The organism is Luteibacter anthropi (assembly GCF_011759365.1).
Taxonomy (GTDB): domain Bacteria; phylum Pseudomonadota; class Gammaproteobacteria; order Xanthomonadales; family Rhodanobacteraceae; genus Luteibacter; species Luteibacter anthropi.
Map to the genome: position 1 here is coordinate 58439 of NZ_JAARLZ010000014.1, position 15925 is coordinate 74363.

At 59.5% G+C, this 15925-nt stretch carries 11 protein-coding genes and 1 CRISPR repeat array; of the genes, 1 reads left to right on the plus strand and 10 read right to left on the minus strand.

The genetic code is table 11. The features are described 5' to 3' along the window. Nucleotides 1–86: 86 nt before the first annotated feature. Nucleotides 87–1556, minus strand: a complete 1470-nt coding sequence (gene betB / locus HBF25_RS20050; RefSeq protein ID WP_166951979.1) for a betaine-aldehyde dehydrogenase — start codon at nt 1554–1556, stop codon at nt 87–89. A 32-nt stretch (nt 1557–1588) separates the two neighbouring features. After that, nucleotides 1589–2173: a transcriptional regulator BetI gene (gene betI / locus HBF25_RS20055; protein WP_166951982.1), complete on the minus strand. Its 585-nt coding sequence runs from the start codon at nt 2171–2173 to the stop codon at nt 1589–1591. 208 nt (nt 2174–2381) lie between these two features. Here betI and HBF25_RS20060 point away from each other — a divergent pair, with 208 nt between their 5' ends. Further along, nucleotides 2382–3890: a BCCT family transporter gene (locus tag HBF25_RS20060; protein WP_243853332.1), complete on the plus strand. Its 1509-nt coding sequence runs from the start codon at nt 2382–2384 to the stop codon at nt 3888–3890. A gap of 407 nt (nt 3891–4297) precedes the next feature. Here the strand turns inward: HBF25_RS20060 and HBF25_RS20065 are convergent, their stop codons facing one another. From HBF25_RS20065 to HBF25_RS20100, 8 genes are all read right to left on the minus strand, one after another. Beyond that, nucleotides 4298–6433, minus strand: a complete 2136-nt coding sequence (locus HBF25_RS20065; protein ID WP_425483514.1) for a penicillin acylase family protein — start codon at nt 6431–6433, stop codon at nt 4298–4300. Between the two features lie 424 nt (nt 6434–6857). Further along, a CRISPR array of direct repeats spans nt 6858–7416; the repeat unit is 32 nt; unit sequence CGTTTCAATCCACACGCCCGCGAGGGCGTGAC. A gap of 175 nt (nt 7417–7591) precedes the next feature. Beyond that, on the minus strand, nt 7592–7882 hold the full coding sequence (gene cas2, locus HBF25_RS20070) for a CRISPR-associated endonuclease Cas2 (RefSeq protein WP_166951987.1): 291 nt from the start codon (nt 7880–7882) through the stop codon (nt 7592–7594). 15 nt (nt 7883–7897) lie between these two features. Then, nucleotides 7898–8932, minus strand: coding sequence for a type I-C CRISPR-associated endonuclease Cas1c (cas1c, locus tag HBF25_RS20075; protein ID WP_166951990.1), 1035 nt, complete (start codon nt 8930–8932; stop codon nt 7898–7900). Between the two features lie 2 nt (nt 8933–8934). Next, nucleotides 8935–9567, minus strand: coding sequence for a CRISPR-associated protein Cas4 (gene cas4, locus HBF25_RS20080; protein ID WP_166951993.1), 633 nt, complete (start codon nt 9565–9567; stop codon nt 8935–8937). A gap of 17 nt (nt 9568–9584) precedes the next feature. Continuing rightward, complete coding sequence (gene cas7c / locus HBF25_RS20085; RefSeq protein WP_166951996.1) at nt 9585–10448, minus strand: type I-C CRISPR-associated protein Cas7/Csd2; 864 nt, start codon at nt 10446–10448, stop codon at nt 9585–9587. Then, nucleotides 10445–12250 (minus strand): type I-C CRISPR-associated protein Cas8c/Csd1, encoded by a 1806-nt coding sequence (gene cas8c, locus HBF25_RS20090; protein WP_166951999.1) that lies wholly within the window; start codon nt 12248–12250, stop codon nt 10445–10447. The genes cas7c and cas8c overlap by 4 nt, the downstream gene beginning before the upstream one ends. Then, the gene (cas5c, locus tag HBF25_RS20095) at nt 12247–13116 is read right to left on the minus strand and encodes a type I-C CRISPR-associated protein Cas5c (RefSeq protein WP_279588228.1); all 870 of its coding nucleotides are present in this window, start codon (nt 13114–13116) and stop codon (nt 12247–12249) included. The genes cas8c and cas5c overlap by 4 nt, the downstream gene beginning before the upstream one ends. A gap of 265 nt (nt 13117–13381) precedes the next feature. Further along, entirely contained in the window at nt 13382–15628 is a 2247-nt protein-coding gene (locus HBF25_RS20100; RefSeq protein WP_166952002.1) for a CRISPR-associated endonuclease Cas3'', read from the minus strand. Nucleotides 15629–15925: the final 297 nt, after the last annotated feature.

Below are 15925 nucleotides of genomic sequence, written 5' to 3' on the forward strand. Positions count from 1 at the left end.
AACGTGCGGCACCATCGCGGCGCCTGGCCACGATCCCGCGTGAGTGTGGAAAGGCGCGCCACGACCGCGGCGCGCCTTGAGGTTCGTCAGAAGACGCTGGCGAACTCGCCCATCTCGACCTGCACCGACTTGATGCGGGTGTAATGGGCCAGGGTGGACAGGCCGTTCTCGCGACCCACACCCGACTGCTTGTAACCGCCCACCGGCATTTCCGCCGGCGATTCGCCCCAGGTGTTGATCCAGCAGATGCCGGCCTGGAGGCGATGGATGACGCGATGCGCGTCGGCGACGTTCTTCGTGACCACGCCGGCCGCAAGGCCGAAATGCGTGTCGTTGGCACGATCGATGGCTTCGTCGAGCGTGTCGTAGACGAGGATGCTCATCACCGGCCCGAAGATTTCCTCGCGCACGATGGTCATGTCGTCACGGCAATCGCTGAACACCGTGGGCAGCACATAGGCACCCTGTGCACGCGCGCCTTCCGTATCGCGACCGCCGCCGATGAGCAGGCGGGCGCCTTCGGCCTTGCCCGACTCGATCATCGACAGCACCTTTTCCATGTGCGGGAAGCTGGCCATGGGGCCGAAGTTCGTGTCCGCGTCCAGCGGATCGCCGATACGGATGCGCTTCACGCGCTGCACCACGGCCTGCTCGAACGCCGCCTGCATGGCGCGCGGCACGAACACGCGGGTGCCGTTGGTGCACACCTGGCCCGAGCTGAAGAAGTTAGCCATGACTGCAATGTCGGCGGCGCGGTCGAGGTCGGCATCGTCGAGCACGATAAGCGGCGACTTGCCGCCCAGCTCCATGGTGACTTCCTTCAGCGACGAAGCCGCCGCGCTGGACATCACCTTCTTGCCGGTTTCCACGCCACCGGTGAAGGAAATCTTCTCGATCACCGGATGCTCGGTGAGCCACTGGCCCACGTCGCGGCCCGGGCCCTGCACCACGTTGAACACGCCATCGGGCACGCCGGCCTCGGTGTAGATCTCTGCCAGCTTCAGCGCCGTGAGCGGGGTGACTTCCGACGGCTTGAAAACCATGGCATTACCGGCAGCCAGCGCCGGGGCGGACTTCCACATGGCGATCTGGATCGGGTAATTCCACGCGCCGATACCAGCCACCACGCCCAGCGGCTCGCGACGGGTGTAGAAGAACGAGCTTTCGCGCAGCGGCAGTTGGATACCTTCGACCACGGTGGCGAGCCCGGCGTAGTACTCCAGCACGTCGGCACCGGTGACGATGTCCACGGTGCTCGTTTCGGCGATGGCCTTGCCGGTGTCCAGCGTTTCCAGGTGGGCCAGTTCGTCGTTGCGCTCGCGCAGGATGTCCACGGCGCGGCGCAGGATGCGCGAGCGCTGCATGGCCGTCATCGCGGCCCACACCTTCTGGCCTTCGGACGCGCTCTTCACGGCACGCTCGACGTCGGCGCGCGAGGCGCTGGCCACCTTTGCGATGACTTCGCCGGTGGCGGGGTTCACGGTGTCGAACGTGGCGCCGCCTTCCGCATCGGAGTAACGGCCGTGGATGTAAAGCTTGTGCAGGGGAAGGGACATAACGCTCCTTGGGTCGGGCGACAGCGCGGGCCTTACGGCGTCAGCTGGCTGTCGATGTAGTCATAGGCGATGCGGCGGGCGTTATCCGCGTCGAATTCCTTTCCGACCAGGCTGCCACGCAGCCACAGACCGTCGATCATCGCGGCGAGGCCGCGTGCCGCGCTGACCGCGCGTTCGCGCGGCAGCACACGGCTGAACTGGTGCGCCAGGTTCGAGTACAGGCGCTTGTCGTTGGCCCGCTGCAGGCGCGCCAGAGGCGGCTGGTGCATCGAGGCCGACCAGAAGGTGAGCCACACGCGCATCGCTTCGGAGTTCACCTGGCTATCGTCGAAGTTGCCATCGACGATGGCGCGCAGGTGATCGCGCGGCGAATCACTGGGCGCCTGGGCGCGGTAACGCGCCACGGCATCCTTCAGGTCGCGCAGGATCGTGCGCATGGCGGCGTTAAGCAGGCCGTCCTTGTCGCCGAAGTAGTGCGCCACGATGCCCGTGGACAGGCCGGCCTTGCTGGCGATGGTGGCGACCGTGGTCTCCGCCAGCCCCTTCTGGTCGATGGACTGGAGGGTGGCGCGGATCAGCTGTTCGCGTCGCAGGGGTTCAACACCACGCTTGGGCACGGGAATCACTCCATCGTGACCGCCTGGGCGGCCGGGCAGTCCGAACACTTTAACGGACATTGATTGAACGTTCAATCAACAAAGCGTAGGATCATTCGGCGCCTTGGCCCGACAAGGGAAGTCGAGGAGGCGAAACGCCTGGTATTGGCTCCATCTCTTCCAGAGACCTTCCCCGATGTCCCGTCCTGCCCCTGCGTCGCACGCGCCCATGCGACTGAACCGCGCCGTCTTCATCAGTTCCGCCCTTGTCGCCGCCATCCTCGGCGGCCTCACCGTGGCCTTTCCACAGGCGGCCGAGCATTGGCTCGAATCGGCGCAGACCTGGGTCGGCACCAGTTTTGGCTGGTATTACATGCTGCTGGTCGCCAGCACCCTGGCCTTCGTGATCTGGCTGGCATGCTCGCGCTACGGCAAGGTGCCGCTGGGCCAGGACGGCGAGAAGCCGGTGTTCGGCTACACGGCGTGGGTGTCGATGCTGTTCTCCGCAGGCATCGGTATCGCGATGCTTTATTACGGGGCGTTCGAGCCGCTGGATCATTTCGTCGAGCCACCCACCGGCCAGGGCGGCACCGTATCCGCCGCCCGTGACGCCATGGTGCTGACCTTCCTTCACTGGGGCCTGCATGGCTGGGCGTTGTATGCACTGGTCGGCGTGACGCTGGGTTACTTCGCGTATCGCCGCAACCTGCCGCTGGCCTTGCGTTCCGCGCTGGAACCGCTGTTCGGCGAGCGCATCCATGGGTGCATCGGTCACTTCGTGGATGGCTTCGGCATCGTGGCGACGCTGGTGTCGATGATCACCAACCTCGGCATCGGTGCGCTGGTGCTCCATTCCGGCCTCGTCTACCTGTTCGGCGTGCCGAACACCCCGCAGGTGCTGGTAGCGATCGTGCTGGTGATGATGATCGTCGCGACGCTGGTGGTGGTGACCGGCGTGGAAAAAGGCATCGTGTGGCTGTCGAACCTCAACGTGCGCCTGCTGGTGTTGCTGCTGGCCTTCGTGCTGTTCAGCGGCCCCACGCGTTACCTGCTCGACGGCCTCTTGCAGAACACAGGCGATTATCTGTCCCGCTTCGTCGGCAAGACCTTCGACATGTACAACAACGACAAGGCCGGCCGTCACTGGCTGGGCGCGTGGACGGTGTTCTACTGGGCGTGGTGGATTGCGTGGGCGCCGTTCGTGGGCCTCTTCGTGGCGCGCATCTCGCGCGGACGTACCATCCGCGAAGTGATCCTCGGCGTGATGCTGATTCCGCTGGGTTTCACCCTGGCGTGGCTTTCCATCTTCGGCAACACCGCGATCAACCTCGTGCTGAACAAGGGCCAGGATGCCCTGGCGGCGGTGGCAAAAACGGATGCGGCCATGACGCTGTTCAAGCTGCTGGAATACCTGCCCTGGGCACCGTGGGTGGCCGGCGCGGTGATCGTGATCGGTTTCGTGCTGTTCCTGACGCCGGTGGATTCCGGCACGCTGATGATCTCGAATCTGTCGATGCGGCATGACGTAACGCCATCGTCCGACGAGCATGCCGACGCCCCCGCGTGGGTACGCGTTTTCTGGTCGGTGATGATCGGCGTCCTCAGCATCGGCCTGCTGCTGGCAGGCAACTTCGGCGCCATGCAAACCGCAGTGACCCTCTGCGGCCTCCCATTCTCCGTCGTGCTCATCCTCTACATGGCCGGCCTGCTAAAAGCCCTCCGCACCGAACCCCTGTAGGAGCGCGCCTGCGCGCGACCGTTTATCGCAATGCCCGCACGATTGCGTGGTAGTGGCTTGGTGGAAGCCGATCGCATCGGCGATGCTCTTACGCTCCGCAGGAAAGCAGCCTTTGGAAGTTTCGCTGCGTAGGAAGGGCTCGCCTTCGGCCTCGCACGCGGCGCTGCTACGTAGCGGAGAAGAGCCGTCGGGTCGCCACCGTGGCGCGCCGGCCTGCGGTGTTCGTGCGGATAAAAACCGGCGCACCGTGCTCTTGTAGGAGCGCGCCTGCGCGCGACCGGTGATACAGAAACGTTGACGGATATCGCTAAGCCCGGTCGCGCGCAGGCGCGCTCCTACAGGTGGATGTCGTCGCCGAAGGGATGCATTCCCACACCGTGTCTGGGGGAACGCATCGTCATGATGACTCATTCGCCCGGATGATAGGTCCGCTCAACATGGCCTTGCAGGTCTTCCGGCCAGAAATACACCTTGCGCAGGTTGCCTTTCGTGTAGCGCTCGGCTTCGTCGGCAAAATGCGGGGAATCCGGATGGCCGCTTTCGCCACCAACCGTGATGGCCCGGGCGCTCACTTTCGGACCGAACTCCACGACCGCCACGAAACTGTTGCCGCTGGTGCCGTAATAGCGCTTCGTGCCGGGCCAGCGATGCGCACCGAAGGACGCCAGCGAACCCCAGCGCGATGAGGTAAATGGCACTGAAATACTGGGCTCTGCATCGTCGAAGGTCTGCGCGATAGCTCCATCATTTCGCTGGTAGCGATTGACCTCGCCCCACGGTACGCCCCAACTACCGAAGTCCAGCTCCAGCTTGTCCACGGCATCCGAAAGCGCCTTGAGCCGTCGCTGTGAACCCGCTCGCTCCGCCATCACGTCGTAGATGGTGAGGCCTTCCTGCGTATCGTCCTTGCTCACGGCATCCCACAGGTTGTCGCCCCAGTACACGGCGAGGGTGGTCGGCATCGAAGCGATACCCCAGCGATAGTCCCAGCTGCGCAGCAGACCGATGGGGCCGGCAAGCCGGTGCTTGAGCGGGTCGGTGCTCGGTAGCGCGTCGTAGTCCCGGATGAGCAAGGGAAGCTGACGCTCAAACGCCGGTAGATAAGAGTCGAAGGCGGCGGCGATCAGCGATGCTGGCGTCATGTCACGTTGCCCCGTCAGTACGCGAATGGCATGCAGGCCACGCGGATTTTCACCCACGGCATCCATGTAACGCGGGTAAGCATCACGCCGTGGGCTGTCTTTGCCTGCCGCCGAGTAGGGCCAGTTATTGGTGTTATAGACCCAGCCACAGCGCGGGTTGAGCACACGGGGCGCCTTGTCCAGCGGCAGCAGACCCTGCCAGTCGGTGGCAGGATCGCTGCCGTCCACAGGCTTCGTATAGTCGAAACGATCGTCGCGCTTCGGAATGAACTGCGGATGCAGATAGGCGATGTTGCCCTTGTCATCGGCATAGAGCGTGTTGTTCGATGAGTTGGCCTTCAGCTCAGCCACTTTCATATAGCTGGCGAAGTCCGTCGCCTTGGTGCGCAACCAGCTCTGCTGCAAGGCATCCAGCGGCTTGTTCATCAGAGCAACAGCAATCCAGCGACCGTCCTTTTCGCGAACCACCGGGCCATGATGGGTGGCATAGGTGGTAAAGCGGCGTTCGGTCATGCCGCCATCCGTGCCCTTGACCTTGACGGTAATCTCCCGAGTGCGGACCGGCCGGTTCTCCTTGCCATAGCGATACGTCAGCTTATCGCCGTTGCGCACGATGGTTTCCGCAAACTCGTCCACCACATCCACACCCGACGAGGTGTGCATCCAGCCAAGGTGCGGGTTGAACCCCTGGTAGATAAAGAACTGCCCCCAGGTAACCGCACCATAGGCGTTCAGCCCCTCGTCGCTGCTCATCTGCAATTCGGAGCGGAAGAAGAACGACGTGTGCGGGTTGATCAGCAACAGCGCATGACCGTCAGCGGTGATCTTCGGCGCAATGGCAATACCGTTAGACCCGGTGGGCTCCCACCAGCTCGAAGGCGACGTGACCTGGGCCAGCGCACCTGCCGGGTCCTTGCCGTAGAACACCTGCAAATCCTTCGTGGACACCCGTTCAATGTCGCCACCGATGCTTCCCTCGCTAAAGCTCAGGGCCATCCACGCCTCGAAATGCGTGATCACGCGCGGGTGGACTTCGGGGTGCTTCGCGAGATAGTAGTTCAGGCCATCTGCCCAGCCATCCATCAAGGACCTGAGCCATGACGGGCTACGAGCATACAGCCGCTTCAATTCGTCCTCGTCAACGAACAGGCGCTGACGAAGATCCTTCCACAGCGCGGATTCCCCCTCAGCCTCGGCAAGACGACCCAGCGAGACCAGATAGTTCGTCTCGACACGATTGAAGTCATCTTCGGCTTGTGCATAGGCCGCACCGAAAACCGCCTGCGCATCCGTCGTGCCATGGACATGCGCAATACCCCAGTCATCGCGAACGATAGTCACAGCCCGAGCCATACGCTGCGTGCGCTCCACCGACACATCCGCCGCGCGCACCGCAGGCATCAACAGCACCGCCAGCACCACGGCCAGCCGCAACGAACAAGGCTTCATCGTCACCCTCCCCCGAAAATCATCCCCGATGCTACCGGCCACGCCCATTCCACCGTCAAGTGCCAAACCACCCCACCTCCCCCGTAGGAGCGCGCCTGCGCGCGACCGGTTGTCGCGAAGAATTAACTATGCCGCCATAAGGCCCTCAACAATATCGAGGCGACCGAAGGCTGAGGCCGGCGGATATCGCTCAAGTTTCGCTACATAAACATCAGAAGCGTGTGAGGCGTAAGTACTTTTGACACACCATCATCTCTCTGATTCCTACAAGGGTATAGCCACGGACATCCGGTATAACCGCGGGAGCGTCCTGGTTTCAATCACATGCCGGCGTGGGCTTGATCCGTCACGCCGCAGGACACCAGCCCGGTGGTCGAGTTTCAATCCACACGCCCGCGAGGGTGTGACAGGCCATGCAGAAAATCTCCGTTGTAACCCCGAACGTTTCAATCCACACGCCCGCGAGGGCGTGACACTCCGTGATGGGATGTGCCGCTACGGGCTTCGGGTTTCAATCCACACGCCCGCGACGGCGTGACCCCACGGCGTTGCGTACAACGGCAAGGTCCGTGACGTTTCAATCCACACGCCCGCGAGGGCGTGACGCGTTCCTCCGCTCGTCCCTTGGTGCCCCGCAGACGTTTCAATCCACACGCCCGCGAGGGCGTGACTTCTCGTAGGCAGCGTCTAAACGCTTCAACCCTTGTTTCAATCCACACGCCCGCGAGGGCGTGACCGCCGCCGATGCATGGCCTTCTCGTAGACCTTCACGTTTCAATCCACACGCCCGCGAGGGCGTGACCTCGTGCGCGGACTGGGTTACACGATGGACCATCGCGTTTCAATCCACACGCCCGCGAGGGCGTGACGCGTTGGCGAAGACATGGTAGCTACCCTGGACTACGTTTCAATCCACACGCCCGCGAGGGCGTGACTCCGCCAGCATAAGCCAATGCCAACAAAGGAAAAAATCCCGAAAATTCGCAAACCTCACGAAGAATAGGCGCGGGTCAGATCACCGCGCCCTTGAGACGAACAGATAACCGGTAAAATCAACAAGATAAAAATTCGCGAACCTCCCGGGATTATCCAGGACGCTACCGGTTCGCGCTAGAAGATCAACGGCCCCTTGAGGTCCAGTACCGGCTTTGCACCGATATGCTCCACCTTATCTTGCCAGCGGGATCCAAGATGATAAAACCGCAGACTATCCACCTCCGGATCAATGATGTCGCACAGGCGCTTCCTCAATGCGACCCACTGCGCCGGCTCCACCTCAATCTCGAATACGGAGTACTGAACCCGCTGTCCAAAATCGAGGCATGCCTTGGCAACCCTGCGGAGGCGACCCGGGCCATCCTCCGTAGAGGTTCGAACGTCGTAGCTGACCAGCATCATCATGGATAGCCCACTCCCTCATTTCCATAAAAAAGGAGGATATCCATCCAGGTCACCTCGCAAATATCGCGCAAGGAGCTGCGACTGGATGAATGGCAATAGACCTATCTCAACCGGTTCATCGAGATAGGCATGCTGTAATTTCTCACGCTTTCGTTCTTGATAAGCAACAAGAACCGTTTTTCTCGCATCGTCCTTTAATTGAACCGCACCGCTATCAAATACCTTAAAGTCCTTTTCATTCAGCTGCCTTCGGTTGATTAATGACAAGGCGAGCCGTTCACCGAGCAAAGGCCGAAACTCTTCCGCCAGGTCCAACGCCAGACTGGGGCGCCCCGGCCTGTCACGATGAAGAAAACCTACCGCAGGATCCAGGCCCACCGTTTCCAGGGCGGATCGGCAGTCGTGTGTCAGCAACGTGTACAGAAACGACAACAGCGCATTGAATGCATCACGCGGTGGCCTGCGATTCCGCCCGTTAAACTGTAAAAGCGGCGACTCAGCCCGGATCAGATGCCCGAAGACGCCGAAGTAGGCCTGCGCCGCCTCACCTTCCAGCCCTCGTAACACGTCAACATCACCTTCGACCAATAAACGAGAGGGAATTCGCTTCAAACGCTGCAAAGCGTGCCGAAATCCAGGCACATCACGAAGATGTTTCCCATGGTCACGCCAGCCTCGCGCCAGAACCGCACGTTGATTGTGGATCTTACCCGCAAGAATATTTCTCACGATAGCAGCGCATTGCGCCGGATTATCCGTTCGCCGATATTGCTCCCTACGGAGCAACACATTACCGGACACCGGCCCCTCAACACGCGCAAGAAAACGCCCTTGAGGCGTCAGGTAGCAAATGGATATGCCTTGTTCAGAGCAATAGCCAAGCAACTGAGGCGACACCGCAACCCGCCCGATGCACACAAGGCTTTCGAGCATATGGACCGGAAGGCGAACCCGTTCTTCCCGCTCAACCTCCATGACGATATTGGCGCCATCCTTCCGCAGCCAGGCGCCATCCGTAGTTGCATATAACGTGTTCAGTTGCCGACGCATCCTTACTCCTCCTCATCCAGGCGATGGGTCAACCAATCGGCGACGCTTCCATGAGAAAGCCACCTGGGTTGGCATACATCCATAAGAGAGCAGCGGTCACATCGCTTCGCCTCATACTCTGCCGACGGTGTGATTGCCGTGCTGAACATGTCGCGAGTCGCCCTTATGACATCCCGCGTCAAAATCCTCAGCTCGTTATTAAATTCTACGTCCTTTCGCCGGCGCGTCTGACCGTAAAACAGAGCCCCATGCTCGACGGATACGGCGATCATGGATTCCAGACACAGCGCCTGGGCACAAAGCTGAACTTCGTCAGCCCGATGAGCCTTCGGCCGTCCTCGCTTGTATTCGACAGGAAAGGGAACCTGGATGCCATCCATGTCGTGAAACTCGACAACATCTGCCTTTCCCGTAATACCCTCTTCCAGGGATAACAGTGGCATGGCAGTAACTACCCGTACGCCCCGACGCCTCTCAACAGCAGGAAGGTCGGCCCTCTCATGCAAAAGCCGACCCTCGGCCGTTTCGCGACTCTCTGCCCACTGCTGCTCTATGTGGATCAGCGCGCATTGGCGTGGACAGAACAGATAGTGCTGGAGCGCGGAAATTGGAATCAGATCGTCGTCGTTGACCATCACCGCGCTCCCTTGCGTCAGAAGAGTTCTTCCACTGTCACGCCGGCCGGCAGGTTACGGTCAATCTCTACCTGATAGTCAGCAAAGCGCCTGGCCGGGCCTTCCGCATCCGTTGCGCGTCGCACGGCCACCTTGTCGAACAGGACGTGAGCCGGCGCGTTACCCATCGGGTGCTCGTGTTTGAAGACAATGAGCTTACGAGCTGACATCTCGCCACGAGCCGCAGAGCGGTCATGTTCGAACAGATTCGTGAGTGAGCGCCAGAAGAGCTGCAGGTCGTCTTCGGAAAAGCCGGTACGCTCGGCCAGTTTGGCCGAAATGAAACCGTGAGCCCGGTACAGGCCATACGGAAGCACATGCTTCCGGCCCATGGTCCGTTCCTTCTCTACATCGCGCTCGTTGGTAACGGCAACACGCGTAATGGCGACCTCCATGGGAAGTACGGGCTCGATGGATGTGGCAAATGCCATCTGCACCGGGCCACGAACCTGACCGGCATTGACATCGGTCGTCATGACAGCGCCGAACGTACGCACGTCGAAGAAATTAGCGCACATCCATGCCGTCAGTTCCCGCGCCTTGGCCTCGTCCTTTGGTAGTTTCTTAGACTCGAACTGAATGCCCTTGGCCTCGTAAGCCAGCTTGTGCTGATTGTTCAGCACCGACTTCTCCTGCATGTAAATGGCGTAACCCGGCTTACCTTCCGTCTCCAGAGCCACGTAGTTCCGGATCTTCCGCTTCAAGGCGACATCGGTCACAAGACCCTGGTTGGTCTCCGGGTCGAGGCGTGGCAGGTTGCCTGCATCCGGGTCACCATTGGGATTGCCGTTGGTGACGTCGAAAAGGTAAACGAACTCGTAGCGATTGGCGATGACGCTCATTCGGAATCTCCTTCGGAGGCGTTGTCAGTGACGTCCTGGCTGTCGTTGGAAGTGAAACGCGCCTGGGTCTGGTGGTAGTAGCCAATGGCAAACTGGCCTTGCTTGCGAATGTCGAGGGTGCGCGGAAAATGGGGCGGCAACGCGTCTACGATGAGGCGCATATCCTTTTCCAGGGTAATGGACAACCCCGGCTTATCTTTACGGATCTTGCCGAGATGATTCTGCGTATTGCGAATCAGCACCGGAAAAATGCCCGCTGGCGTCGCAGAGGCAGCGCCATAATAGCGATCGCGAATCGTCGCGTTCACTTTTGATCCCAATGCGGCCTGCTGGATGTTTTCCAATGCGGAAAACAACCGCCCCAGTACATAGCCAGGTTCCTTATTGTCTATATCGAGACTCACAGGGGGTATCTCCTTTGGTGATGCATCCAGTCGCGCTTCGCGAGCCAGTACGGCACGGCACAGTGCGACACGAATCGCCGAGACGTGGCCGTCCATGCGAAAACGCATGATCAGATTGGCAAGCACGCTGCGGGGGTAACGGGAACCGGACAGGATGGCCCGGGTGAGCTCTCCTGCCAGCTGCGGTGGAATGTCCTCTGCCTTTCCTCGCCCTTCGAAAAACGGCGCCGTCTGCAAGGCCAGGTAGGAAGGTGACGGCGGCCAGCCCTTGGGAAGCGGCCTCAGTTCGAGATCGTCATAGTGATCCGCCAACCGGCGGGCGAAGGTCGCCAGGTCCTGCGTCTCCCAGAACCGGATCGACAGGCGGGAGGCATTGGGAGCCAGACCCAGCACATAGATGCGTGTGCCGTCATCCAGATGGCCGGGAAGCTCCCGTAGCGGACGCATCTGCCGGATCTGGCCCAGCACGTTACCCAGGCGTGTCGTCGCCTTATCGTCGCCCGATCCTGAGGAAAATGCCGCCGCGAACAGGTCTTCCGCCTCTTCCGCTGCCTCGTTCGTCGCTGCCTGAGCCCAGAACACGACCGTGGTATCGCCGATCTGAAGCCGCTGGCGATTGGAAGGGTCACGTCGAAGCAGGTGATTCAGGGTCGAGGTATAGGCTTCTGCGACCTTTTCCGAGACCGGCGCATTCTCGCCCTGAGACTTCTTGTAGGAAGTGAAGGATTCAAGATTGAACGATACGATGGACGCACCTGAACTCTGGGCTCCGTTCACGCCCCTGATAGCGGGATGCAACCGAGCCAGGGCGGCCTCCTTTCCGGTCACCAGGCACATCCCCCGCGTAGCTCCCGATGCCACGGCTTGCAGGTCGCTCCAGGCATCTCGTGACGCCGGGCGATCATGCAGGTAGTTACGCTCCGTGCCGAAACGGAACACGATATTGGCATCGAGAATACCTTCACCGTGTGGCACAAACTGCGGGTGCGTGGCGAACTGTGCCGGCTCCCAACTGTCCAGGAATGCCAGCAGTGCTTTCAGTGCAGGATCGGACTGCCCTTGCAAAGCCTCCCTGTGAAGCGCCTTGAATGCCTCATGATCCTGTGGTGCTCGTGCAGGATTGCTGCTGACACCAAGTACGTAGCTGGTCTTGTCCCAGAGAAAGAAGGCCTTCGATCCAATGCCGGGACGCTTAAATGAGGCTGGCACTGCCATTGATGTGTCGATGGATTTCTTGCCGCTTTTATCGCGCAGGTCATGAACCGCGGTCACCGTGCCATCGGCATCCAGCAGGATCGCGAATCCGATTCGTTCCGTGCTGTACCCGGGCGGGGCAATACCAGACTTTGGATCATCCAGCAGGCGGTCATAATAGTCGTTCAGCGCGGCGAGAATCATGATCGCACCTCGGGGCTATCGAAGGGCGGCACCTTGATCAGCCCATCGACCATCTGCGCACGAAAGAATCGCGCATTGTTGCCGCAAGCGAAATCGATATCGTGCAACATCCAGCCGAAGTCGCGACTCAGCTCTCGCAGACTTTCATGCTGCACGGGCCCCGGCTCGCCGTCTTCGATGAGCGCGAAATGTGCCGGAAATTCACGCGTACCCATGCAGGGCGCGTGGAAGTACTGACCACGACGGGCACGCCGCTGGAAGATATCCAGATGCTTACCCTCGTTATCGTCTGGACCCGCCTTCGCGGTGAGTTCGAAATGCGCTTCGATGACATAACCCACGTCACGAAGGATGGTGGCCGCACGCTGCTGACGGTCTTCGTCCACATAGGCTACGACCGAATCCGTACGCCCCGCCCTCATCGCCTTGCCGACACTCGCTGCAGACAGCTTGCCGCCCACCTCGTTGCGTCGTATCGATTCAAAGCGAACAGGCTTGAGCACCCGGATGCCGTCAATCACCCAGCGTATGGACGGCTTCCAATGGATCGCCTCCAGAATGCCCCGCGCCGCCGATGGCGTGATGACATCAAAAGACATGCGCTCTACTTTCATCTCCGGCCGCGTGAACAGCGCCCGGTCGCCCCAGATGTGGAGCTTGATACCGTATGCCATGGTTTTCCCTGTGTTGAGTCCTTGAACAGCCCCCCACGGCCAGGCCGTGGGGGGCTCCAACACACTTCTCTTCCCTATGGGGGAGACAATCACTGTTTCTATCCACACCCCACGGCTGCCATTGCCGATGCGCCAGCACCCGGGTAAGGTGACAACGTCGAGCAAGTGCTCGGCAACGGCAGTTGGCCTCATGCTCTTCTGAACATATTGCTATGCGACATATACGCACCCTCCTGTCGGCACATCAGTGCCGTCAATGACACGCCCCGACGGCGTGAGATCACCTGCCCTAGACAGCCCCTGGTCCGCTAACCAGGGGCTGTTTTTTTTGAGGAAGTTATCCTCAATGCGCAGGGAGGCTATCCACATTTTACGGGCATGTCAAATATTCTTATGAATGTCTCCTCCCTATGGTTGTAGACATTCACTAAAGGACGAAATAGACTTCGTCCTGTCTTCACCATATCGTTCGCTCAGCTTCAACGAATTGCGGGTTGTCCCAATGCAGCCCGCTGTGCCGGTCATACAGCTTGGACTTACTCAACTTCACGAACTGCTCTCCGTACTTGGGGCTGACCACTTCAATAGCACCGAATTGCCAAAGGAGATCGTAGGCTTGCTGAGGAACTTGCACCACGAAAGGTTGCAACTTGCGCGCAGCCCCAGGTCCATTGGAGATATCTTTAGAGAGATCGTTAAATATCGATGTGATGCCTGGATCGACCTGCCCGTTAACGTCAAACGGAATGATGATCTGCCGCATATTCTCGGGCATCATTTTGAAGTAGGTTGCCAGGGTCTCTAACGGCATGCTCTCTGGTCCAGAATCCTGAACCAGCTTCAGAATACTTTTTTGATCCAGTCGAGCACCCTTTCTCCAATAGACCTCCTGGAAGTAAGACGTAATCGCCTGCGGTCCCAGCAAGTCTTTTTTATGTTTAGGCCGGACTAAATTGAAAGCCTCCACTAGCGGCCTAAAGCTCTGCGGCGGCTTATGTTCGGAGGCAAGTGTCCTGAACACCAACACTTCACTGTCCTCAGCCTTCTGCAGCCCTTCCCTATTGCAACGCCCGGCCGCCTGAGCAATGGAATCAAGCCCTGCTTCTGCTCGAAGCACGGTGGGAAAATCGACATCCACTCCCGCTTCAATTAGCGATGTGGCGATCAGCCGACAGGGCTTTTTATCTTTAAGACGCTGACGTATATCACTCAACACCTCGCTCCGATGCTTTGCACACATGAGCGTCGTCAGATGACACGCACCCGGTTCGTCGGCGATGGACTCAAACAACTGCCTTGCATGTAGCCGATTATTGACAATGCAAAGCACCTGTTCACGGCGGCGAAGATGACTCTCAAGCTCGTCGTCATCCACATCGCCTATATGCTTCACCGTGACACGTCGAAATGTTTCGTACAGGGCCTCAGGTGAAGGCGCCAACTCACGCACGCCGGTAAACCCGTCCTCAAAGCCCTTGTCTTCGTCCAATGCAGGTTGGGTGGCCGTGCATATGACGGGACTGACACGGTAGTTGTGAGCCAGCTCCTTGAGCAGGGTGACGCAAGGCTTCAGGAGCTCCAGCGGCATCGTCTGCGCTTCATCAAGGATGACAACGCTCCCGGCGATGTTATGAAGCTTCCTGCATTTCGAAGGGCGGTCTGCAAACAGGCTCTCAAAAAATTGCACTGCCGTGGTAACGATGACCGGAGCATCCCAGTTCTCCGTCGCGAGCTTGCGTTTTTCAATGGATTCGAGTTTTTCGCTAGGATCATCAAAAAAAGCACTGTGATGCTGCACGACCGCGTCTTTCCCGAGATCACCAAATGCCTCCTCAAAGACACTGGCATTCTGTTCGACGATGCTTGTGTAGGGAATCACGTAGATAATGCGCTCCAGCCCATGCGCAATGGCGTGATCCAACGCAAACGCCATGGATGCAAGCGTCTTGCCGCCTCCTGTGGGTACAGTCAGGGAGAACAAGCCAGGGGACTGGCTGGCACCCGATCTCACATGATCAAGGATATGTTTCCGCTGATGGTTGATAGTACCTTCGGTATTCAGCCCTGCCAGATGTGCATTTAGCTGATCTCGCAGTGCTACCAGAGAGGGCCGGCCATGGGATGGCCTGGGTGGCTTACCTTCAATGGACCGATAAAAATTATCGGTATCGATGAAGTCCGCATCCACAAGGCATGAGAACAGCATCCGGGTCAGCAAAGTCAGCTGAAACATGGCGCAGGATTTGTCGACGCGAAACCCCTCGGGCAGACCGAGTTTCTCTGGCAAATCGACCTCTCCCTCCCAATCGGGGAGCAGGGGCGGTAACTCGGCCAGTGAATCCTTGGATAGACGATCGAATAAGGCGCGGCGTCCTTCACCAAGCTGACCGTTGGCCAGTCCGGCATGGTGTCCGGCGATGCCATAGGCCAGCATGACGCCCCCGGTTTTGTAGCGCTCTACAACGATCTGGGCGCCCCGGGTGGAATGATCCAGCGACGGCCCCTGACCGGAGAGACGATCCCGCTGAAATCGCTCGCAGTATTTGCCGAGGTCGTGCAGAAGCCCTTGAACCCTTGCCAGCTCGCGTGCGCCGAAAGCCGCCCCGAAATCCCCGGCCAAATCGCCAACGTTGCGATGGTGCACCCGTAGCAGCTGCCAATCCGATCGGTCTGTTCGCGATGTTGAATGTGCGTAGAACTCCATCCCTGCTCCCTGTTCATGATGGCTACCGAACTGCTGTGTCCTTAAGGTACACACACTCGTCTCATGGACTGCGACAGATGTTGTTGACTCTTGTCGCCTGTGCGCGGGGGACATCCTAATCAACAGGCATGACGGTATGGAATGGAAGGATTCTCAAAAATGGGGTTGACGTTATTCCTTGTAAGTGACAGGCAAGGTCTATCGAGCGCGAACCGAAAGCGTCCGGGGAAATCCCAGGAGGTTCGCGATTAGCTCAAGTTTATGATTTTTCTTATGTTTACCGATCCGGAGGTTGGG